The organism is Streptomyces malaysiensis subsp. samsunensis (genome assembly GCF_024519315.1).
GTDB lineage: Bacteria > Actinomycetota > Actinomycetes > Streptomycetales > Streptomycetaceae > Streptomyces > Streptomyces malaysiensis.
Window position 1 is genome coordinate 12,949 of the sequence record NZ_JANIIC010000086.1, and the last position, 21,170, is coordinate 34,118.

Consider the following 21,170-nt stretch of genomic DNA (forward strand, 5'->3'; position numbering starts at 1 on the left):
CCGCTTGCGCGGGTTGGACCCCTTGCTCAACTTGTAGGGACAAGCTGATGGAGATGACTCTGCACCGCTGGAGCGGTCCGCGTCAACCCGCCTGTACCAACAAGTTGCGCGAGTGCGTCATGATGGGGGAATGAACAAACAGCCGAAGTACCGGCAAGTGGCCGACGCGCTGCGTCGAGAGATCGACAACGGGGCGTACCCGCCGGGAGCGCGCCTCCCGTCAGAGAGTGAGCTGTCCGCCCGGTTCGCGGCCTCGCGAAACACTGTCCGATCTGGGCTGAACCTGCTGGTCACAGAGGGGCTGATCTCGTCCAGCCAGGGCCTCGGGTACGAGGTGCGCTCGCATGAGGTGTTCAAGCTCAACGCGTCCCGGTTCGAGAACCTGAGCTTCCCGCAGAACGGCGACGCGTACAGCACCGACGTGACGAACGCGGGTCGCCGCCCGCACCAGACCTTCCGCGTCGAGATGCTTCCCGCGCCGGAAGAGATCGCCGCGTGGCTGAAGGTGGAGGCGGGGGCAAAGGCTGTGCTCCGCTTCTGTCACCGATACGTGGACGATGTGCCCTGGTCAACGCAAGCGACGTACTACCCGGGGTGGCTCGTGGAGCAGGCGCCGCGGCTGGCCGAGCCCGGAGATATCGCGGAGGGGACGACTCGCTACCTCGCGGATCACGGGATCAGCCAGATTGGGTACTTCGATGAGATTGCCACCCGGATGCCGACTCCCGAGGAAGCGCGGCTTCTGGAGATCGGCGCTGGTGTCCCAGTCCTGCTCTGGACGCGTACGGGCTACTCCGACGAGAAGCCCATTCGGTGCACCATCACCACGTTCCGCGGCGATCTGAACCGTATGAACTACGAGATCGGCGACTTGGCCGGCCGAAACGAGGATCTGTGATCATCACTCCTGCTCAGCCCAGCGAGCTGCCCAAGCTGATCGCCTTCCGGGAGGAAGCCGCGTCGTGGCTGAGGGAGCTAGGCACCGACCAGTGGAGTCGCCCGTACCCGCCAGATCTGCTGCTCGCCAGCATCGAGGCGGGGACGGTCTTCATGGTGCGCGACGGAGAGCAGACCGCCGCAACCATCACCCTCACGCCCGATCCTGAGGAAGGGCTCTGGACGGAGGCGGAACTGAGCGAACCGTCGGTGTTCGTCAACAAGCTCACCGTTGCGCGCACGCATGCCGGGCAGAGCCTCGGCGCCCGATTGCTGAACTGGGCAGGGGATCGGGCCCACCGGGCTTCGGCCAAGTGGCTCCGTCTGGACGCATGGACGACGAACGAAGCACTCCAGCACTACTACGTTCGACAGGGCTTCGACCATGTCCGCACGGTCCGCGAAGGAGGGGCGGTCAATGGCGGACCCCGCGTCTCTGGATGGTTGGCACAGCGCCCCGCCTGCCGGACGGGCCATGGGTTCGTGGACGAGACACCCGCGCCGGAGCCGGTGCCGCTCGCCCGGTGATCGGCGCGGCGCGGGGACGCACGTGCTGGGCCCCAGACGCTGGGAGAAATCTGGGAGAAGATCTTCTCCCAGCATCTCCCGGATGCCATGCGAGACCAACTCATACCGAAGCCCTGACCTGCACGAATATCATGCCGGTCAGGTCCAAGCCCCGCCCGGACCTTATTCGGGACGAAGAGGTCGTGGGTTCAAATCCCGCCACCCCGACTGAAGGAACAGCAGGGGCCCGGTCCACTCATGTGAGTAGACCGGGCCCCTGCTTCGTCTGTGTGTCTCCCTGCGCGACGACCGCTCCGCACCGGCTTGAAGATCCCGTCCATGAGCCCGAACTCCCGGGGCCGCTTGTACCGGGCGAGTTGAGATGAGGCATCCCAGGTGGATGGCTGGGCGCGCAAAAGACCGGGTCAACTCGCCGGTGTGGCGCCGTAGATGGCGGGCGCCGGGGCGGTGTTGCGCAGGGATCAGGTCGCGGTCATTGGAGCGGCCCAGGGCCGCTCAGGCCCCCGTGCTGGCCGCCTATTCGGCCGTGCCGGTCCAGCCCTGGCGGCGGAGGACGGACGGGATGTCGGGGGCCTGGTAATGGGCGCCCTTGAGGACCTTGCCGTCGGCGCGGAGGGTGGGGAGGCCGTCGGGGCCGAGTTTGCTCATATTGGCCCGGTGGATCTCGGCGATCACCTCGTCCAGGTCGATGCCGTGGACCAGGGCGGTGCCATAGGCGACGTAGACGACATCGGCCAGTTCATGGGCGAGGTGGTCGAGGGAGCCGTCGACGCTCGCCTCGGCCACTTCGGCGCACTCCTCGGCCAGGAGGTCCTGGCGGTGGGCGGCGAGCTTCGGTGAGACCTCGGTGGGGGTCGTACGGGCGTCGAGGCCGAAGGTCAGGTGGAATTCGCGGACGAGATCGGCGGGAGAGGGGCGCATTCGTCCGATCGTACGTGGGCGGCGGGGCGGCCGGATGCCGTACGGGATTCGGGCGATCGTATGACGGCGTACACCGCCGGGGGAGCCGTAGCGCGGTGGTCGTATGGGCGTGCGCCGCCGGGAGCCCTCGTACGTCGCCGCCGGGAGCCTTCGTACGTCGACGCGCGGATCCTTGATCGTGTGCCTAGGGTGAGGCGTATCAGGCCCTCGACCTCCGCCTCCGGGGTGGTGCACCCATGAGTCTCAGCATCCGTAACCAGCTTCCCGCCACCGTCGTGTCCGTGACACCGGGCGAGGCCATGGCCACGGTCCAGGGGCGGCTGTCCGGAGGGCAGCTGGTGACGGCCGCCGTGACCATGAGCGCCGTGAAGGAGCTCGGCATCGGGGAGGGGTCCGAGGTGACGGCGCTGGCCAAGGCCACCGAGGTGGCCCTGGCCACGGGGGAGGTCTCGGGGCTGAGCATCCGCAATCGCTTCCCCGGCACCGTCGCCCGCCTCACCCTCGGGGCCGCCATGGCCACCGTCGTGATCTCCATCGGCGGCGGCCAGGAGCTCACGGCCGCCATCACCCAGGACGCGGCGGCGGAGCTCGGGCTCACGGAGGGCAGCCGCGTCACCGCCCTGATCAAGTCGACCGAGGTGTCGCTCGCCACGACGTAGGCCGATGAGCCCATGGCAGACGGGCGGTGGGCGGTGAGTCGGGGGTGGTGAGTCGGGGGCTGATTGTCGACGTCGCCGCCCCTTCAGATCGGGCCAACCGCTCCATCCCCCACTCCACCAACTTCTACAGTGCTGTAGATTTTGACTCCGGTCCACCGAGCACTTGGAGGAGATCGTGGGAGTTTCCCTGTCCAAAGGCGGCAACGTCTCGCTGAGCAAGGAGGCGCCGGGCCTGAGCGCGGTCGTCGTCGGCCTGGGCTGGGACGTGCGGACGACGACCGGCACCGACTACGACCTCGACGCGAGCGCCCTGCTGTGCGATGAGGCCGGTAAGGTCGCGTCCGACCGGCACTTCGTCTTCTACAACAACCTCACCAGCCCCGACGGCTCCGTGGAGCACACCGGCGACAACCTGACCGGTGAGGGCGAGGGCGACGACGAGTCCATCAAGGTCAACCTGACCGCCGTGCCCGCCGAGATCGCCAGGATCGTCTTCCCGGTCTCCATCCATGACGCGGACGGCCGTGACCAGAACTTCGGCCAGGTCCGCAACGCCTTCATCCGGGTGGTCAACCAGGCCGACAACGTCGAACTCGCCCGCTACGACCTGAGCGAGGACGCCGCGACCGAGACGGCGATGGTCTTCGGCGAGCTCTACCGCAACGGCGCGGAGTGGAAGTTCCGCGCGGTCGGCCAGGGGTACGCCTCAGGGCTGGCGGGCATCGCCTCCGACTTCGGTGTCAATCTCTGACACCCTCCTGCGGCCGCCGGGCCCGGCCTTTCCCTTGGGTGGGCCCGGCGGCCGGTTCTTATGGCTCGTATGGCGATACGGCTCGCGCGGCCGCCCGGCTCGCCCAGCGCCACCGTTCGCCCACAGCCAGCGTCGCCCAGCGCCACCGTTCGCCCACAGCCAGCGTCGCCCAGCGCCACCGTTCATCCGAACCACCGTTCGCCCAGCGGGGCCGTTCGTGCGGCCGCCCGGCTCGCACGCTCACCCCGTTTCGGACTCTTCGAGGAAGCCGGACATGACCGCCCCACCCGGGTTACAGGCCGAGGACCGGCCCGACTTCGAGCGGGCGCTGCACCAGGCGCTGCGTACGGCGGAGATCCGTGGGGCCCTGTGGCGCGACGGGAGCCCCGGGGACGCGGACATCCAACGGCTGCGCTCCCAGGCCCTGCTGGAGAGCGAGACGATCGCGACGGCCGCCGCGCCCGAATACGCCGCGTACCTACGGCAACGTGCCGCCGCCGGGGCGACGCCCGCGTCCACCGGGCCCCTTGCGTCTGCCGTATCCGCCTCGCCCACTCCATCGGCAGGCGTCGGTGGGCCGCTGTCGGCGGTCGCCGTCCTCGCACCTGCGCTGGCCGGCGCCTCGACCGTGGCCTTTCTGCTCCTCGGCGGGCTGCTGAGGCTCTCCGACTCCCAACGCGAGCTGTCCGAGGCACTGTTGACCGCCGGGCTGACCAGCGCGACGATCGCGGCGGTAACTCTCGCGGCGGGGGTGACCTGCCTGCTCGTCACCGCCGTACGCCACCGCACCTCGGCCCCCGACCAGCGCCCACGCCCCTGGCCCGCACGCCCCCACCGGCAGCCACGCCGCCCTCCGCATCCACGCCCCCACCCGCATCCACCTACGCACCCGCCCTACGTCAGACGCCGGGATGACGCGGCCGTGGCCACAGCCCGCGACGCCTGGCTCAGGGCCCTTCTCCACCGCGGCATCCTGCCGTTTCTGCGCGACCGGCTGAAGATGTCACACACGTCACACAACCTGTCCTGGATGAGTCAGAAGAGTGAGAAAGGAAGCACATGACCGTAAATCTGGCCAAGGGCCAGCGGATCAGCCTGAGCAAATCCGACGGAGGTGAGCTCACCGCTGTGCGCATGGGCCTGGGCTGGAAGGCCGCGCCGCGGAAAGGGTTCCTCGCCCGGCTGACCGCCAAGGAGATCGACCTGGACGCCTCGGCCGTGCTCTTCGCCGGGAAGGAAGCCGTCGACGTCGTCTTCTTCCAGCATCTGACGAGCGACGACGGATCCGTACGGCACACCGGCGACAACCTCGTCGGCGGCGCCGGTCAGGGCGGCGACGATGAATCGATCCTGATCGATCTACAGCGCGTTCCGGTCCATGTCGATCAGATCCTGTTCACGGTGAACTCCTTCTCCGGACAGACCTTCGCCGAGGTGGAGAACGCCTTCTGCCGCCTCGTCGACGAGACCAATGGACAGGAACTGGCCCGCTACACCCTGAGCGGCGGCGGCCCCTACACGGCCCAGATCATGGCCAAGGTGCATCGTGCGGGCGGGGTGAGCAGTGCCTGGCAGATGTCGGCCATAGGCGTGCCCGCCACCGGCCGGACGTTCCAGGATCTGCTGCCGGCCCTCTCCTCCCACCTCTGACAGACGGGCCGAAACGGCCTGTGGCGCGTTCCGCGCCATCCGAGGGAGAATCTGAGGGTGACCGAGCGAAAGCCACCGGGAATCAGCTTCGAAACGTGGGCCGACCGACAGATCCGCGAGGCGGAGGAACGCGGCGCGTTCGCCGACCTTCCGGGAAAGGGAAAGCCCCTCCCCAATCTCGACAGGCCCTACGACGATCTGTGGTGGGTCAAGGAGAAGATGGCCCGCGAGAATCTGTCGTTTCTGCCGCCGACACTCGTGCTGCGCAAAGAGGCGGAGGACGCGCTCGCCGCCGTGGAGAAGGCGCCGTCGGAGCGGGTGGTGCGGGACGTCCTCGCGGAGGTCAATGACAAGATCCGTGAGGTGATCCGGCGGCCCCCGCCCGGCCCGCCGCTCAATCTCGTGCCCTTCGATATCGACGAGATCGTCCGGGAGTGGCGAGAGCGCCGGGAGCGGACGGAGAACAAGGACCACCGACCGGAATGACCGCGACGAAGGCGGGCCGGGGCATACGCGCCCCGGCCCGCCCGTGGTTCAGGGTCTGCCCCTGCTCCGGGGTCCGCCCGTGGTCTCAGGACCTCCCCGGTTCAGGGACACCCCGGCTCGGGGACTTCCCGGACTATTCCTCGTTCCCGTACGGGCGAGTGATGATCTCCATGCCATGACCGGCCGGGTCCATGAAGTACAGCCCGCGCCCGCCGAAGTGGTGGTTGATCTCGCCCGGCTGCTTCAGATGGGGGTCGGCGTAGTACGTGACCCCCTGCTCCCGGATCCGCCCGAAGGCCGCGTCGAACTCCTCGTCCGAGATGAGGAACGCGTAATGCTGCATGACGATCGACTCACCGGGAATAGTGGCGAAGTCCAGGGTGACGCCGTTACTGGTTTCCACCGGAACGAACGGACCCCACGCTTCTCCCACCTCGAGACCGAGGATATTCGCCAGGAATTCCGCGGATTCGTGGTTGTCCAGAGAATGGACGATCGTGTGATTCAACTCGACAGACACTGTGGAATGCCTCCGTAAGGCAATCTCACGGGCACCTCCATGCCTCACCCAGCCGGTGACCGACACGCGATGCCGTACTTCCGATCGTAGGCGGCACCGCCCGCGGCCGTCGAGGCCCGGCGCTCGACTCACGGCCCCGCGTGCCCTTCCTCAGCCTCGGCCCGCGGAAGTCGTTCCCTCGGCGGCTTCCTTCCTGACCGCCGCCACGCTGAAGATCCCGCCCTCCGGGTCGCGCAGCCCCGCGATGCGCCCATAGGGGGTGTCGGTCGGCGGGGAGAGGACGCCGCCGCCGAGTTCCGCGGCGCGTTCGGCGACCTCGTCGACGTCCTTCACACAGAAGTAGACCCGCCAGCGGGGCCGGATGTTCGGGTCCGGGGCCGCCTCGATGGCGCCGCCGCGCAGCCCCGCGACCGCCTTACCGTCGATATGGAGGACCACCCGGTCGTGTTCGAAGCGGACGTCGCAGCGCTCCCGCTCCTGGGCGTCCCAGCCGAAGACCTGCCCGTAGAAGAGCGCCGCCTCGAAGGCGTCACGGGTGCGCAGCTCCAGCCATACGGGCGCGCCGGGTCTGCGCTCGCCCCACCAGGCGGAGGTCAGATCGCCCTCCCAGATGCCGAAGTTGGCCCCGTCCGGGTCGGCCGCCCAGGCCACCCGGCCGCTGCCGAACTCCAGCGGCCCGACCGCGACCGTGCCACCGCGCTCCTGGACGCGCGAGGCCACCTCGTCCGCGCTGTCCGCCGCGAAGTACGTGGTCCAGGTGACCGGGAGGGACACTCCCGCCGACGGGGACGAGGCGCCGATGCCGACGGTCGGTACGCCGCCCTCGGTGTACGCGATGGTGTAACGGCCGTGCCCCTGCCGGGTGGGGCGGAAGCCCCAGCCGAGGAGCTCTCCGTAGAAGTGGTGCGCGCGGTCCAGATCCGCTGCCATGAGGCTCACCCAGCACGGTGCGCCCTGGACAGCACGGAACCTCTCCCGCAAGGCCGCTCACCTCACTCATGTCCCTGGGGGCGCCACAGACGTCCCACAGGCAGCCGTCATCGCTCGGACCTCCTGCCCGATATCTACACTTTCCTCCGCTTTCGCGGCCTGCGCCACCTTCACGCCCACCGGCGCGCCCGCCCGGAAGGGAGCGCATGCGTTGTGGCGTATCACACCGGGGCACCTCCGGCATCGGAGCACGGCCGCCCGGCCATGGCAGGGCAGTATTGCGCCATGTCGAATCTCCGCTCAAACATCGTCGCCTGGCTGGGCCGCAAGTACTTTTCAAGAATTCAGAAGAACGGCTTCGACTTGTCCAAGATGTCGTTTCTCCCGGACGCCACACTGGCTCCGCTGAGGCGCGATGGACTCGACCCCATTCCCGATCTGTCCCGAACCAGAGCAAAAGAACCCATCAGCAAGATATGGCTGCCTTTCGGCATCAATGCCTGGCTTGTCACCGGATATGACGAGACCAAGGCGGTACTCGGAAAGGCGAAGGGGTTCAGCTCGGATTTCACCAATCTCGCGGATCGGAACATCGGCGTCGCCCCGCAGCAGAATCCGGGAGGTCTCGGCTTCAGCGATCCACCGACGCATACGAGACTGCGACGCCTGCTGACCCCCGAATTCACCATGCGGCGGCTCAGCAGGCTCACCCCGCGCATCCACTCCATCGTGGAGGAGCGCCTCGACGAGATGGCCGCGGCCGAGGGCCCGGTGGATCTCGTGCAGGCGTTCGCCCTTCCCATTCCCGCGCTGGTCATCTGCGAACTGCTCGGTGTGCCGTACGAGGACCGCGATGACTTCCAGCGCCACAGCACGGCGCGGTTCGACCTCTTCAGCGGGGCGAACGCCTCCTTCGGCGCGATGTCGGACTCCCTCTCCTATCTGCACGGGATCGTCCGGAAGCAGCGCGAGACCCCCGGTGACGGACTGCTCGGCATGCTGGTGAAGGAGCACGGCGACGAACTCGACGACCAGGAGCTGGCCGGGCTCGCCGACGGTGTGCTGACGGGTGGTCTGGAGACGACCGCGAGCATGCTGGCGCTCGGCACGCTGGTGCTGCTCCAGGCTCCCGAGCAGTTCGCCGCGATACGTGATCAGGACGATGTCGTGGACCCGTTCGTGGAGGAGTTGCTGCGCTATCTCACGGTGGTGCAGGTGGCCTTCCCGCGGTTCGCACGCGAGGACATGGAGATCGCGGGCACGCGGATATCCGCCGGTGATCTGATGCTGTGCTCGCTGAGCGGGGCCAACCGGGACGAGAAACTGGGCCCGGACATGGAGCGGGTCGATCCGCACCGGCAGGCCCCGTCGCATCTGGCCTTCGGATACGGCATCCACCGCTGCATCGGCGCCGAACTGGCCAAGATGGAGCTCCGGGCCGCCTATCCCGCGCTCGTACGGCGGTTTCCGGAGATGCGGCTCGCGGTACCGGCGGAGAAGCTCTCGTTCCGGAAGCTCTCCATCGTCTACGGCGTGGATGAGCTGCCGGTGCTGCTGAAGTAGCCGGGCCCGGGGAGGGACGGGGTGAACGGGAGGGGGCAGGGGCCGGGGAAGCGGGGCGGGAGGGGCGGGAACCGGGGGCAGGGACCCGGGGCAGGGACCCGGGGCAGGGACCCGGGGCAGGGACCCGGGGCAGGGACCCGGGGCAGGGGCGGGATCGCGTACGGCAGGGTGCGGCCTGAGGCGTGCGTGCGCGGGGGTACGGACGGAAGTGCTCGGCCCGCTGCCCGGATGGATCGGCCGGGAGCGGTCGGAAGCGCCCGGAGAGGCCCGTCCGGACGGAGTCGCGTCCGGAAACGCTCAGAGGGGCCAGGAGGGGGCCGGAGGGGCCACGTCCAGAAGCCGCCCGGAGAACCGCCCGGAGAGGCGTCCAGAAGCGCTCAAAAGCGCTCGACCAGATGCTCACGCTCGCTCGGCGCCTCGTACGACGTCGGCCAGAAGTCGGTGATGGTCTGGATCCGGCCGTCCGCCGAGGCGGTGAAGAAGCTGATCGCCTGCGTCTCCTCCTCGTCCACGCTGTAGCGCACCCAGGAGACCGCCTGCTCGCCGTCGGCCACGACGCGCTCGACCTCCAGGCTCCACTCGCCCACGTACTCGGCGTTGAACCGGACCACACCGTCCCGGCCGAGCACCCGCTCGCGGGTCTGGGGCAGTTCGTAGCGGACGTCGTCGGCGAGGGTGGCGCCGAATGCCCGCCAGTCCCTGGCCTGGGCCGTTGCCCAGTACGTCTCCACCGTCGCGCCTATGTCGGCCATCAGCTCCCCCTCGGTTGCGCGGCCTCCGTCCATCCCGCCGGGAACGTTATCCACAGGCGCGGGACGACGCCAGCGCGGATGTCGGGGTGCGGCGCAGAATGGTGGGCATGACTGAGAGCACGGAGTCCATGCCGGACTGGGAAAAGCGCTTCCGGGCGCCGCGAGTGGGGCTGCCCGACTGGGCGGAGGACGCCCCGGACCACTCGCTGTTCGTCTCGAATGCCACGGGCACGTATGAGCTGTACGCATGGGACCGGGCGACCGGGGCACAGCGGCAGGTCACGGACCGGCCGAACGGGACGACCGACGGGGTGCTGTCGCCGGACGGCCGGTGGATCTGGTGGTTCTCGGACACCGACGGCGATGAGTTCGGGGTGTGGCTGCGTCAGCCGTTCCGCGGCGGCGAGGGGGGCGAGCGCCCGGCCGACGAGCCCGCGGCCCCCGGTCTGGCCCCCTCCTACCCCGCGGGGCTCGCGCTGGGCCGCGACGGCACGGCGGTCGTCGGGCGGTCCACCGACGAGGACGGCTCGACCATCCATGTGGTGCGGCCGGGCGGCGAGCCCGAGGAGATCTACCGGCACCGCGAGTCCGCCGGAGTGGGCGATCTCACCCATGACGGGACGCTGATCGCGATAGAGCACACCGAGCACGGCGACGCGATGCACTCGGCGATCCGGGTCCTGCGGCTGGACGGGACGGCCGTCGCCGAGCTGGACGACACCAAGGGCGGCACCGAGGAGCTGGGCCTGTCCGTGATGGGCTTCGCGCCCGTCGCGGGGGACACCCGGCTGCTGGTCGGGCACCAGCGGCGCGGCCGGTGGGAGCCCATGGTGTGGGATCCGCTGACCGGTGTGGAGACCGCGCTGGCGATCGACCTGCCCGGTGACGTCGGGGCGGACTGGTTCCCGGACGGATCGGCGCTGCTGGTCGAGCACAGCCATCACGCGCGCAGCGAGCTGTGGCGGTACGACCTCGCCGCTGCCGAGCTCACCCGGCTGGAGACCCCGGCGGGCACGATCTCGGGCGCCACGGCGCGGCCGGACGGCTCGGCGGAGTTCCTGTGGTCATCGGCCCAGAAGCCGCCCCGGGTGCGGTCCACGAGCGGGCGGACGGTGCTGGACCCGCCCGGTTTCACGGCCCCGGAGTCGGTGGCGGTCACCGACGTCTGGGTGGACGGGCCCGGCGGACGGGTGCACGCGCTGGTGCAGAAGCCCGAGGGCGAGGGCCCCTTCCCGACGGTCTTCGACATCCACGGCGGGCCGACCTGGCACGACAGCGACGCCTTCGCGGCGGGCCCGGCGGCCTGGGTGGACCACGGCTTCGCCGTGGTGCGGGTCAACTACCGCGGCTCCACCGGTTACGGCCGGGCGTGGACGGACGCGCTCAAGCACCGGGTCGGGCTGATCGAGCTGGAGGACATCGCGGCGGTACGGGAGTGGGCGGTGGCCTCGGGGCTCGCCGACCCCGAGCGGCTGGTGCTGGCCGGCGGTTCCTGGGGCGGCTATCTGACGCTGCTGGGCATCGGCACCCAGCCGGATTCATGGGCGCTGGGGCTGGCCGCGGTCCCGGTCGCGGACTATGTGACGGCCTACCACGACGAGATGGAGGCCCTGAAGGCGATGGACCGCACCCTGCTGGGCGGCACCCCGGAGGAGGTGCCGGAGCGGTTCGAGGCGTCGTCCCCGCTGACCTATGTGGATCAGGTGCGAGCGCCGGTCTACATCTCGGCGGGGGTCAACGACCCGCGCTGCCCCATACGGCAGATCGACAACTATGTGGAGCGGCTCGAGCGGCGCGGCGCCCCGCATGAGGTCTACCGCTATGAGGCGGGGCACGGCTCGCTGGTCGTCCAGGAGCGGATCAAACAGGTGCGCCTGGAGATCGAGTTCGCTCAGCGTCATCTGGGGTCCGGTCCGCGTCCGGCGCCGTCGGAGCCGTCGGCTCGGGCGGTGTGAGGCCGAGGGCCAGATCGCGGGCCGTCTCGGCCTCTCGGCGGAACAGCCGGAACCACATGAAGACCACGAAGCCGGCGAAGACGAACCACTCACCGGTGTAGCCCAGGTTCTGGAACGCCTTGATGTCGAGCCCGGTGCCCTCCGCCGCCGTGGGGGGCACCGGCTTCAGGGCCCCGGGAGCCTGGGAGGAGGTCACCCAGGCGTCGTACACCTGATACGGCACCAGGTTGACCAGGGAGGCGGCGCTGATCATGCCCAGCTGACCGCGGGGGAGGCCACCGCTCGCGCTCACCCCGTCGCCGCCCTGGTGCTCGGACGCCTGAAGCGCCCCGGTGACGGTCACCTCACCGGAGGGGGGTGCGGGCACCTTGGCGGTGGCCGTCGGGTCGTCGGCGTCGCCGGGGAGCCAGCCGCGGACGACGGGGAGCGCCTTGGCCCCGGCGCCGCCGCCTCCGTTCGCGCCCCCGTCCACACGCAGCAGGGTCAGTACATAGAAGCCGTCGCGGCCGTCCAGCCGCCGGTCGGGAACGAGGAGTTGATGTGCGGTGTCGTATCGGCCGGTGGCGGTCGCCCGCTCCCCGGAGGTCTTCGCGGTGACCGGCAGCAGATCGCGCAGCGGCCGGGCCTCGGCCTTCCGCTCGCCCGACGCCTCTTCCTGCTGCTGGTTATGCGTGTTGACACGCGTCTCGAAGCGGCTGAGCTGCCAACTGCCCATGAAGAGACAGACCGGGATCGCCAGGACGGTGAACACATTGATCACCCACCAGCGGGGGGTCAGCAGAAACCGATACACACCCCCACGGTACGGGCTTCGCGTCGCGGCCCCGGCGGCGGGGCCGCCCCACGGACCCCCACGTCGCGGCCCCCGGATCCCGCCATGGCACACCAGGACGGCCGCAGGGCCTCCCGGGCGCGGGGCACCGGAAGGCGGCTCGGGGAGGCCGCTGCCCGCGGCTCTAGGAGGACGCCACCAGACCGGTGCGGTAGATCGTTCCTGCGCAGGCGCCGCCGATCGTCACGCTCGCCGCAGCCGGGTCGCCCGCCTCGGGGGTGTGGCTGACCAGGACGCTCGAGTCCGGCGGCTCACCGCCGTCGCCACCGCCCCCGCCAGGGGTGCCGCCCGGGGCGCCCGTGCTGGGATCGTCCTGCGGCCCGTCCTGGGCCGACTCCGTGGACGGATCCGGGGTCGGGGTGCCGGTGGTGGAGCAGCCGCTGGTGCCGCCGCCCGACGTCGGGATCCAGGCGAACTTGACCTCGTACGCCTGGCCGGGCCCGAGGATGAGCGTGCCCGGCTGGGCGGAGGGGTCGGGCAGCCCCGCCGCCGCGTCCCCCGCCGTATGGTCCACGACGAGGATCCGCGAGGCGTCCGCACCGCCCTGGGCGCTCGCGCCCACCGAGCCGCTGCCCTCGACCGTGCAGGACTGGTCCGAGATGTTCACGACGCGGAACGAGCCGTAGACCCGCCCCTCCGCGTCGGCCGCCCCGACCGATCCGGCGCCACCGCTGGTGAGCTGGGTGCGGCTGCATGTGGGGGAGGTGGCGTTCAGCGTGTTGGAGGGGTCGGGGGCCGTGCCCCCGGAGCCGCCCTCCTCACCCTTCGGCGGCTTGTGCTTCCCCTTGTCCTTGCCCTTGTCGCCCTTGTCCTGCTCGACCGTGTCGGCGGGCCCATCGGAGCCCTTGCCGCCGCTGCCCTCACCGTGCCGGCCGCCGCTGACCTCAGGGGTGCGGTGGCTGCTGGAGGCGTTGGCCGGCTGGTCGTTGCCGCCGTCGCCGGTGGTCGCGACGTGCACCAGCGCCGGTACGGCCGCACAGCCGAGCACCACCGCCGCCGCGGCCCCGACCAGGGCCTGGCGCCGCCGCGCACGGCGGGCGGGCACGGCGCGCCGCAAATGGTCGAGGGTGTCGGGGGCGGGCTCGAGGTCATCGACGGCGCGATGCAGCAGCCGCCGCAGCGACTCCTCGTCCTCACCGCCGGGCCCGTCGTCGTCCAGCCGAATCCGCAGGGGCGTCACCTGCCCCTGCCCGGACACGGCGGACCGTCCGGCCCCGGCGGACCCGGTGGAGGCATCGATCTCCCCGGCCTCCGCGGACCCGGGGGAGTCAGCGCCACCCCTGGTCCCGGCGGACCCGGTGTGCTCACCGGCCTCCGTAGATCCCGCGGACGCCGCAGACCCCGCGGACTCCCCGGATCCCGCGGACCCCGTCGGCTCTGCCGATTCCGTCGGCTCCGACGGCTCTATCGGTTCCGTCGGCTCCGTGGACTCCACTGGCTCTCCGGAATCGGCCCCGTCGCCGTTCCGCCGACCGGGATCCCCCGGGCCCGGCGTAGGTGTGATGTGGTTCATGCCGGAGCCTCCATGGCGACGCGGAGCGCCGCGATGCCGCGCGAGCCGTACGCCTTGACCGAGCCGAGCGATATCCCCAGCGTCTCGGCCACCTGGGCCTCGGTCATATCGGCGAAGTAGCGCAGCACGAGAACTTCGCGCTGACGGCGCTGAAGTCCCCTCATCGCCTTGATCAATTGATCCCGTTCAAGCTGTTCGTACGCCCCCTCCTCGGCACTGGCCATATCGGGCATCGGCTTGGAGAGCAGCTTCAGCCCGAGGATGCGCCGGCGCAGCGCGGAGCGGGAGAGATTGACGACCGTCTGCCGCAGATAGGCGAGGGTCTTCTCGGGGTCCCGGACTCGCTTGCGCGCCGAGTGCACACGGATGAACGCTTCCTGCACGACGTCCTCGCAGGACGCGGTGTCGTCGAGGAGGAGCGCGGCGAGACCGAGGAGCGACCGGTAGTGAGCGCGGTAGGTCTCGGTGAGGTGATCGACTGTGGTGCCCGCTGCCATCGCGTCGTCAGTGTCCTCGCGCCCTGTTGTGATGTGCGCGGGGCGGGCCGTCGGCCACGGCGCGATCACCGGCATGCCACCTGGTGCACGCGGGGGGCGTACTGCCGCGCCGCCGCGCACTGGAACCGTCGCGATGCCGAATACCTCTGCCACGCCTGTTGGACACGCCGCCCCCTGTCAGGGTTGTACGCGCGGAGCATCGCTTTTGACGATGCGTTCAATGCCCCCATGCGCACCAACTCTTCCCCAATGCCCCAGTTATCCCAGCGCCCACTGCGGGGCGGCTGGAAAGACGCTCCCCGCCCGCTGCCGGTTGCAGCGGGCGGGGAGCGAATACGTCGACCACATCAACGGCCCAGCTCAGCTGGTCCAGGCCAGTGACACGCGCACAGGATATTCACATCTGCCGGACGACGCACCTGCTGAAACGTCACTTTAAGACGGTCGCTCACGTTCCGGCGGCCCGGCCCCCTCGTACGGCCGTCCGACCGCTACACAGTCGGCCGACTGCCCATGGGCCCCGTCACTGCCCATGGGCCCCGTCACCTCGCGGCGGCCCCGCCAGTCAGCTCGGCTGCGACGACCTCCGCGATCTGCGCGGTGTTCAGCGCCGCGCCCTTGCGGAGGTTGTCGCCGCAGACGAACAGCTCCAGCGCCTTCGGGTCGTCCAGCGACCGCCGAACCCGCCCCACCCAGGTGGGGTCGGTGCCCACGGCGTCGGCCGGGGTGGGGAATTCGCCCTCCGCAGGGTTGTCGCACAGCACCACACCGGGGGCGCCCGCCAGGATCTCGTGCGCCGCCTCGACCGTCACCTCGTTCTCGAACCGCGCGTGCACGGCCAGCGAATGCGTGGTGATCACGGGCACCCGTACACAGGTCGCGGTGACCCTCAACTCCGGCAGCCCCAGGATCTTGCGGGACTCGTTGCGCACCTTGAGCTCCTCGGAGGACCAGCCGTCCTCCTTGAGCGAACCGGCGAACGGCACCACATTGAGCGCCATCGGCGCCGGGAACGGCCCGGTGTCGCCCACCGCCCGCCGTACGTCCCCGGGATGGGTGCCCAGCTCCGTACCGGCGACCAGCGCGATCTGCTCGCGCAGGGCGTCGATGCCTTCCTTGCCCGCACCGGAGACCGCCTGGTACGAGGAGACGATCAGCTCGCTCAGCCCGAACTCGGCGTGCAGCGCGCCCATCGCGACAATCATCGACAGGGTGGTGCAGTTGGGGTTGGCGATGATGCCGCGCGGGCGGACACGGGCCGCGTGCGCGTTCACCTCCGGCACCACCAGGGGGACATCGGGGTCCATCCGGAAGGCGCCGGAGTTGTCGACGGCCACCGCGCCCTTGCTCGCCGCGATGGGCGCCCACTGCGCCGACACCTCGTCCGGCACGTCGAACATCGCGACGTCAACGCCCTCGAACGCCTCTTCGCCCAGCGCGACGACCTCGACCTGCTCACCCCGGACGGTCAGCTTCCGGCCGGCCGAGCGGGGCGAGGCGATCAGCCGGATCTCGCCCCAGATATCGGCGCGCTCCGAGAGGATCGAGAGCATGACGGTGCCGACCGCGCCGGTGGCACCGACGACCGCGAGGGTGGGCTTTTCGCCACCGCCGGCACCGCCAGGGCGAGTCATCGGCCGGTACCTCCGTAGACCACCGCTTCGTCGCTGTCGCTGTCCAGGCCGAAGGCGCTGTGCACGGCCACGACCGCGTCCTTCACATCGTCGGCGCGGGTGACGACCGAGATACGGATCTCGGAGGTCGAGATCAGCTCGATGTTGACCCCGGAGTTCGACAGCGCCTCGAAGAAGGTCGCGGTGACCCCCGGGTTGGTGCGCATTCCGGCACCGATCAGGGAGATCTTGGCGATCTGGTCGTCATAGCGCAGCGAGTCGAAGCCGATCAGCGCCTTCGCCTTGGTCAGCGCCTCCATCGCCCGGTGGCCGTCGGTCTTCGGCAGCGTGAAGGAGATGTCGGTCAGCCCGGTCGACGCGGCGGAGACGTTCTGCACCACCATGTCGATGTTGATCTCGGCGTCGGAGATGGTACGGAAGATGGCCGCGGCCTCACCCGGCTTGTCCGGCACCCCGACGACCGTGACCTTGGCCTCGGACGTGTCGTGTGCGACCCCGGAGATGATCGCCTGCTCCATGCCTTCTTCTCCTTCTCGCGCTTCCGGCCGGTTGCGCACCCAGGTGCCCTGATGGCCGGAGAAAGACGACCGTACGTGGATGGGGATGTTGTACCGGCGCGCGTACTCCACGCAGCGCAGGTGCAACACCTTGGAGCCGCTCGCGGCCAGCTCCAGCATGTCCTCGTACGGAATCTCGTTGATCTTGCGAGCCTTCTTCACCACCCGTGGATCGGCGGTGAACACGCCGTCCACATCGGTGTAGATCTCGCACACCTCGGCATCCAGGGCCGCGGCCAGCGCGACCGCGGTGGTGTCCGAACCACCCCGGCCGAGGGTGGTGATGTCCTTGCTCTTCTGGGACACGCCCTGGAAACCCGCGACGATCGCGACCGCGCCGAGTTCGAGCGCGTCACGGATACGGCCCGGCGTGACGTCGATGATCCGTGCTTTGTTGTGAACCGCGTCGGTGATGACTCCCGCCTGGCTGCCGGTGAACGACAGCGCCTCATGACCGAGGTTTTTGATCGCCATCGCCAGCAAGGCCATGGAGATCCGCTCCCCGGCGGTCAGCAGCATGTCGAATTCACGGCCAGTAGGGATCGGGGATACCTGCTCGGCGAGATCGATCAGCTCGTCCGTCGTGTCGCCCATCGCGGAAACCACGACGACCACCTGGTGGCCGTTCTTCTTGGCTTCCACGATTCGCTTGGCGACCCGCTTGATGCCTTCGGCATCGGCAACGGAGGAGCCTCCGTACTTCTGCACGACAAGGCCCACGTGCGCTCCTCGCAGCTCTCAATAATGCGGTCGGCTCAGTCTAACGAGCGGCCGGAATGTGCCCTCCCAATATCACATAGCGAGACGAATGCCTCACAGGGTGATCAGGAAAGACAAGGGGCGCCGAGGGCGCAGCGTCCACGCACCCGCGAGATTCCCCGCATCCCTCCCACCCGCTCAGCGACGAACCCTGCCCGCTCACCGCCGAAGCACACGGGAACGTAATCCAGCTCACAGGTGCGGGCGGCCCGGCGGGCCGTCGCGTGGACCGTCTCTCGCGAGTCGCCCCGGGGCCGACCCGGGGCCGCGGGGCCGACCCGGGGGCCGCCTTCCAGGCCGCGCCGGACGCTCCTCAGCGCGGCCCCGGGACGTTCCTCAGCGCGACCCGGACATTCCTCAGCGCGTCCGGACCTTCCTCAGCTCGGCCCCGAGCGCAGGCCGAGCGGCGCCGCGATCTCCGCCGCCATGACCCGGCCGGCCTCCTCCGCGAGCTGCTCGTCACCGCCCGCGTTGCTGTCCGTGTCCAGTCCGTCCAGCTCGTCCAGCGGGCTGTCCAGCCGTACGTGCGCGACCAGCGACTGGAGCGCGCGCAGGGCCGCCGAGGCGGTCGTCCCCCAGTTGGCGAGGTACGAGAACTGCCACCACCACAGCGCCTCGCTGATCCGGCCCCCGCGGTAGTGCGCCATCCCGTGCCGCAGATCGGTGATGATCCCGGCCAGGTCGTCGGAGATCCGGCAGGCGACGGGCTGACTGCGCGGCACGTACGGGTCGAAGACCTCCGAGTAGATGTCCACCGGCTCCAGCAACTGGGCGAAGCGCTCACGCAGCTCGTCGACGTCCGGCTCCGGGCCAGCGTCCGGTTCGTACCGCTCGTCCGGGACGAAGTCCTCGTGCGCGCCGAGCCGGCCGCCCGCGAGGAGCAGCTGGGACAGCTCGAGCAGCAGGAACGGCACAGCGCTGTCCGGCTCGTCCCCCTTGGCGACTTCGGTGACCGCGACGATGAAGCTCTCGATCTGGTCGGAGATCTGGACCGCGAAGTCGTCCGGGTCCGGGTGGGCGTCGTGCAGCGTTGCGTCAGACATCGAGAAGTCTTCTCCCTTCGAAGGCACGACCGAGCGTGACCTCGTCGGCGTACTCCAGGTCGCCACCGACCGGGAGGCCGCTGGCCAGGCGGGTGACCTTCAAACCCATGGGCTTGATCATGCGCGCGAGGTACGTGGCGGTGGCTTCGCCCTCCAGATTCGGATCGGTGGCCAGGATGAGCTCGGTGACCGTACCGTCCGCGAGCCGCGTCAGCAGCTCCCTGATCCGCAAATCGTCCGGGCCGACGCCCTCGATGGGGCTGATCGCCCCGCCGAGCACGTGATAGCGGCCCCGGAACTCACGCGTCCGCTCGATCGCGACGACGTCCTTCGGCTCCTCGACCACACAGATGACCGCGGAGTCACGACGGGGGTCCTGACAGACGCGGCACTGCTCGGCCTCGGCGACGTTCCCGCAGACCGCGCAGAACCGCACCTTCTCCTTGACCTGCGTCAGCGCATGCGCGAGGCGGCGGACGTCGGTGGGCTCGGCCTGAAGGATGTGGAAGGCGATCCGCTGCGCGCTCTTGGGACCGACGCCGGGCAGCCTGCCCAACTCGTCGATGAGGTCCTGGACCACGCCCTCGTACACGCCTTCATCCAATCTCGCGCCGCCGCGCGGTGGCCGTACTTCACATGAATATTCGGTTTCGCCGCGCCCTCACGGCCGGGGCTTTCGCGCTCTTACGGCTGGGGCCTTGATCTTGCTGGGACCATTGCTCTTACGGCTGGGGCCGCACCGCTCTCACGGCCGGGCCGCCGCGTCCGGGCCGCCGCGTCCGGGCGGCCGGGTCGGGGCCAGGGAGCCCGAGGATCCGGGACGCCCCGAGGCCCGGAATGCTCCGGAACCCGAGGTGATGCCCCGGAACCCGAGGTTCAGAACGGGAGTCCGGGCATACCGCCCAGCCCCTGGGCGAGCGGGCCCAGCTTGCGCTGCTGGAGCTCCTGCGCGGCGTTGTTGGCGTCACGGACGGCCGCGACGACCAGATCCGCGAGGGTCTCCGTGTCCTCAGGATCCACGGCCTTGGGGTCGATGACCAGGCCCTGCAACTCACCGGCACCGGTCACGGTCGCCTTCACCAGGCCACCGCCCGCGGAACCCTCGACATGAGTCCGGGCCAGCTCCTCCTGGGCCGCGGCGAGGTCCTGCTGCATCTTCTGAGCCTGTTGCAGCAGCTGCTGCATATTCGGCTGGCCACCACCGGGGATCACGGCTTCGCTCCTGGCGCTCGACAGTCGTTCTCTTCGATAGCCCGAGCCTACGTGCTCCCCGTGCGCCTTGCTCTACGCCGTACGGAGGAGACGCGGCGACGTGGAGCACGGGTGCGGGGCCCGCGCCTCCTACTCGTTGACGATCTCTTCGATCACCGTGGCACCGAGCTCGCGGACGATCAGGTCGTGGCCGCTCAGCGCGGAGTCGTCCAGGTCCGCGTCGTCCTCGGCCGGCATGTCGTCCTCCAGCGCGACCCGCGGAGGCTCGGGCTCCCGGTACGCGGGCGCCGCCTCGGGGGGCGGGCCCGCGTCCGCCGGTCCGGACGGTGCGGAGGGCGCGGCCGGGGGCGGGGAGGCGGGCGCGGGCCGGGGTGCGGGCTGCCGGGGCGCGGCGGGCTGGCCACCGCCACCGGCGCCGCTGCCGCCTCCGAAACCGCCGCCGGTGGCGCCACCACCGCCTCCGCCGTAGCCGCCGGGACCGCTCGGGCCACCGGCACCGCCGAAGCCGCCCGGACCGCCCGGACCACCTGGGCCGCCGCCCTGCTGTCCGGCGCCGCCCGAGGGGTCGACGATCGCCTCGATCCGCCACTGCACGCCGATGGCGTCCTGGAGCGCCTGCCGCAGGACGTCCTCGCTGCCGCCGCCCACGAAGCTGTCACGCGCGCCCGCGTTGGAGAAGCCGAGCTGGAGGGTGGTGCCGTCGAAGCCGGCAACTGTCGCGTTCTGGCTCAGCAGGATCCAGGTGAAGCGGCGGCGGTTCTTGACCGCCTCCAGGATGTCCGGCCACATCTGCCGCACCTGCACGGCGCCCTGCGCCATGCCCGGTGCGCCCTGCGCGGGTGCGGAAGGGGCGGCCGGCGCGGCGGGTGCGGAAGGCCCGGTCGGCGCGGAGGGCGCCGCGGGTGTCTGCGCGGGTGGGCCGCCGCCCTGCCCCGGCGCGGTGGCCGTGGGCCAGCCGCCGGGCTGTCGGGCGGGCGCCCCGGCGCCCCGTCCACCGCCACCACCGGAAGCGCCACCACCGGAGGCACCCCCGCCACCGGAAGCGCCGCCCGGACCGCCCGCACCGGACGCCCCGGAGCCGGGCGCGGAAGCCGTGGGCCAGGCTCCGGGCCGCGAGCCGCCGCCCTCCGCCGCTGGGGACTGAGCGCCCGACGGCCAGGCCCCTGGCCGCTGCCCGCCGCCCTCAGCGGGCGCCGCAGGGGCACCGCCCTGCTGTCCACTGTCACCGGCGCCGCCCGGACCGCCACCCGGACCGCTGTCCGCGGCGGGCCGCGCACCCGCGGGCCACCCACCAGGGTCCTCGGCGCCCGGCCCGCCTGGGGCCTGCCCCTGGCCGCTCCCGCCCCCGGCCATCGCCGCACGCGCGGCGGCCGGACCGGACGGCCCGGCGGCGGGAGCGGCGGCGGGAGCGGTGGGGGGCGCGGCGGGAGCGTGGGCGTCGGGCCCCGGCACGTACCCCATGGCGGGGCCCG

At 70.6% G+C, this 21,170-nt stretch carries 21 protein-coding genes and 1 pseudogene; 9 read left to right on the plus strand and 13 right to left on the minus strand.

Annotated elements, in window-relative coordinates; all coding sequences use genetic code 11:
- Positions 1–130 precede the first annotated feature (130 nt).
- On the plus strand, positions 131–898 hold the full coding sequence (locus tag NQU54_RS43145) for a GntR family transcriptional regulator (RefSeq protein WP_257635770.1): 768 nt from the start codon (positions 131–133) through the stop codon (positions 896–898).
- Complete coding sequence (locus NQU54_RS43150; RefSeq protein ID WP_257635771.1) at positions 895–1,464, plus strand: GNAT family N-acetyltransferase; 570 nt, start codon at positions 895–897, stop codon at positions 1,462–1,464. The genes NQU54_RS43145 and NQU54_RS43150 overlap by 4 nt, the downstream gene beginning before the upstream one ends.
- A 516-nt stretch (positions 1,465–1,980) precedes the next feature.
- On the opposite strand, the gene NQU54_RS43155 is transcribed toward NQU54_RS43150, so the two are convergent.
- Entirely contained in the window at positions 1,981–2,385 is a 405-nt protein-coding gene (locus tag NQU54_RS43155) for a pyrophosphohydrolase domain-containing protein (RefSeq protein WP_257635772.1), read from the minus strand.
- 236 nt (positions 2,386–2,621) lie between these two features.
- Between NQU54_RS43155 and NQU54_RS43160 the strand changes: the two genes are divergently transcribed.
- The 5 genes from NQU54_RS43160 to NQU54_RS43180 all read left to right on the plus strand — a co-directional run bounded on the left by NQU54_RS43160 (position 2,622) and on the right by NQU54_RS43180 (position 5,931).
- Positions 2,622–3,044 (plus strand): TOBE domain-containing protein, encoded by a 423-nt coding sequence (locus tag NQU54_RS43160; RefSeq protein ID WP_257635773.1) that lies wholly within the window; start codon positions 2,622–2,624, stop codon positions 3,042–3,044.
- A gap of 175 nt (positions 3,045–3,219) precedes the next feature.
- On the plus strand, positions 3,220–3,795 hold the full coding sequence (locus NQU54_RS43165) for a TerD family protein (protein ID WP_069860987.1): 576 nt from the start codon (positions 3,220–3,222) through the stop codon (positions 3,793–3,795).
- A gap of 274 nt (positions 3,796–4,069) precedes the next feature.
- Positions 4,070–4,858 (plus strand): hypothetical protein, encoded by a 789-nt coding sequence (locus NQU54_RS43170; RefSeq protein ID WP_257635774.1) that lies wholly within the window; start codon positions 4,070–4,072, stop codon positions 4,856–4,858.
- Complete coding sequence (locus tag NQU54_RS43175; protein WP_257635775.1) at positions 4,855–5,445, plus strand: TerD family protein; 591 nt, start codon at positions 4,855–4,857, stop codon at positions 5,443–5,445. The genes NQU54_RS43170 and NQU54_RS43175 overlap by 4 nt, the downstream gene beginning before the upstream one ends.
- Positions 5,446–5,502: 57 nt before the next feature.
- Complete coding sequence (locus tag NQU54_RS43180) at positions 5,503–5,931, plus strand: DnaJ family domain-containing protein (protein ID WP_257635776.1); 429 nt, start codon at positions 5,503–5,505, stop codon at positions 5,929–5,931.
- 133 nt (positions 5,932–6,064) lie between these two features.
- Here the strand turns inward: NQU54_RS43180 and NQU54_RS43185 are convergent, their stop codons facing one another.
- Complete coding sequence (locus NQU54_RS43185) at positions 6,065–6,451, minus strand: VOC family protein (RefSeq protein WP_069860991.1); 387 nt, start codon at positions 6,449–6,451, stop codon at positions 6,065–6,067.
- A 150-nt stretch (positions 6,452–6,601) separates the two neighbouring features.
- Entirely contained in the window at positions 6,602–7,381 is a 780-nt protein-coding gene (locus tag NQU54_RS43190) for a VOC family protein (protein ID WP_093706775.1), read from the minus strand.
- Between the two features lie 285 nt (positions 7,382–7,666).
- Between NQU54_RS43190 and NQU54_RS43195 the strand changes: the two genes are divergently transcribed.
- Entirely contained in the window at positions 7,667–8,944 is a 1,278-nt protein-coding gene (locus NQU54_RS43195) for a cytochrome P450 (protein WP_069860993.1), read from the plus strand.
- A 377-nt stretch (positions 8,945–9,321) separates the two neighbouring features.
- Here the strand turns inward: NQU54_RS43195 and NQU54_RS43200 are convergent, their stop codons facing one another.
- Positions 9,322–9,696, minus strand: coding sequence for a nuclear transport factor 2 family protein (locus tag NQU54_RS43200; RefSeq protein WP_167502284.1), 375 nt, complete (start codon positions 9,694–9,696; stop codon positions 9,322–9,324).
- Between the two features lie 98 nt (positions 9,697–9,794).
- On the opposite strand from NQU54_RS43200, the gene NQU54_RS43205 reads away from it, so the two are divergent.
- A complete protein-coding gene (locus NQU54_RS43205; RefSeq protein WP_257635777.1) occupies positions 9,795–11,651 on the plus strand; it encodes a S9 family peptidase in 1,857 nt (618 codons plus the stop codon).
- Here NQU54_RS43205 and NQU54_RS43210 read toward each other — a convergent pair.
- The 9 genes and pseudogenes from NQU54_RS43210 to NQU54_RS50400 form a co-directional block, all read right to left on the minus strand.
- Entirely contained in the window at positions 11,557–12,444 is an 888-nt protein-coding gene (locus tag NQU54_RS43210; protein ID WP_257635778.1) for an SURF1 family protein, read from the minus strand. The genes NQU54_RS43205 and NQU54_RS43210 overlap by 95 nt on opposite strands.
- A gap of 163 nt (positions 12,445–12,607) precedes the next feature.
- Complete coding sequence (locus NQU54_RS43215; RefSeq protein WP_257635779.1) at positions 12,608–13,681, minus strand: hypothetical protein; 1,074 nt, start codon at positions 13,679–13,681, stop codon at positions 12,608–12,610.
- Positions 13,682–13,992: 311 nt separating this feature from the next.
- Positions 13,993–14,568, minus strand: a complete 576-nt coding sequence (locus NQU54_RS43220) for a SigE family RNA polymerase sigma factor (RefSeq protein WP_030829843.1) — start codon at positions 14,566–14,568, stop codon at positions 13,993–13,995.
- Positions 14,569–15,035: 467 nt separating this feature from the next.
- The gene (locus NQU54_RS43225; protein ID WP_079258170.1) at positions 15,036–16,127 is read right to left on the minus strand and encodes an aspartate-semialdehyde dehydrogenase; all 1,092 of its coding nucleotides are present in this window, start codon (positions 16,125–16,127) and stop codon (positions 15,036–15,038) included.
- The gene (locus NQU54_RS43230) at positions 16,124–17,404 is read right to left on the minus strand and encodes an aspartate kinase (RefSeq protein ID WP_069860998.1); all 1,281 of its coding nucleotides are present in this window, start codon (positions 17,402–17,404) and stop codon (positions 16,124–16,126) included. The genes NQU54_RS43225 and NQU54_RS43230 overlap by 4 nt, the downstream gene beginning before the upstream one ends.
- Positions 17,405–17,820: 416 nt before the next feature.
- Positions 17,821–18,486: a DUF5063 domain-containing protein gene (locus NQU54_RS43235; RefSeq protein ID WP_257635780.1), complete on the minus strand. Its 666-nt coding sequence runs from the start codon at positions 18,484–18,486 to the stop codon at positions 17,821–17,823.
- Entirely contained in the window at positions 18,479–19,078 is a 600-nt protein-coding gene (gene recR, locus NQU54_RS43240) for a recombination mediator RecR (protein WP_069861000.1), read from the minus strand. The genes NQU54_RS43235 and recR overlap by 8 nt, the downstream gene beginning before the upstream one ends.
- Before the next feature lie 284 nt (positions 19,079–19,362).
- Positions 19,363–19,698: a YbaB/EbfC family nucleoid-associated protein gene (locus NQU54_RS43245; RefSeq protein WP_079152819.1), complete on the minus strand. Its 336-nt coding sequence runs from the start codon at positions 19,696–19,698 to the stop codon at positions 19,363–19,365.
- A 129-nt stretch (positions 19,699–19,827) separates the two neighbouring features.
- Positions 19,828–21,170: pseudogene (locus NQU54_RS50400) on the minus strand (DNA polymerase III subunit gamma and tau); the annotation flags it as partial.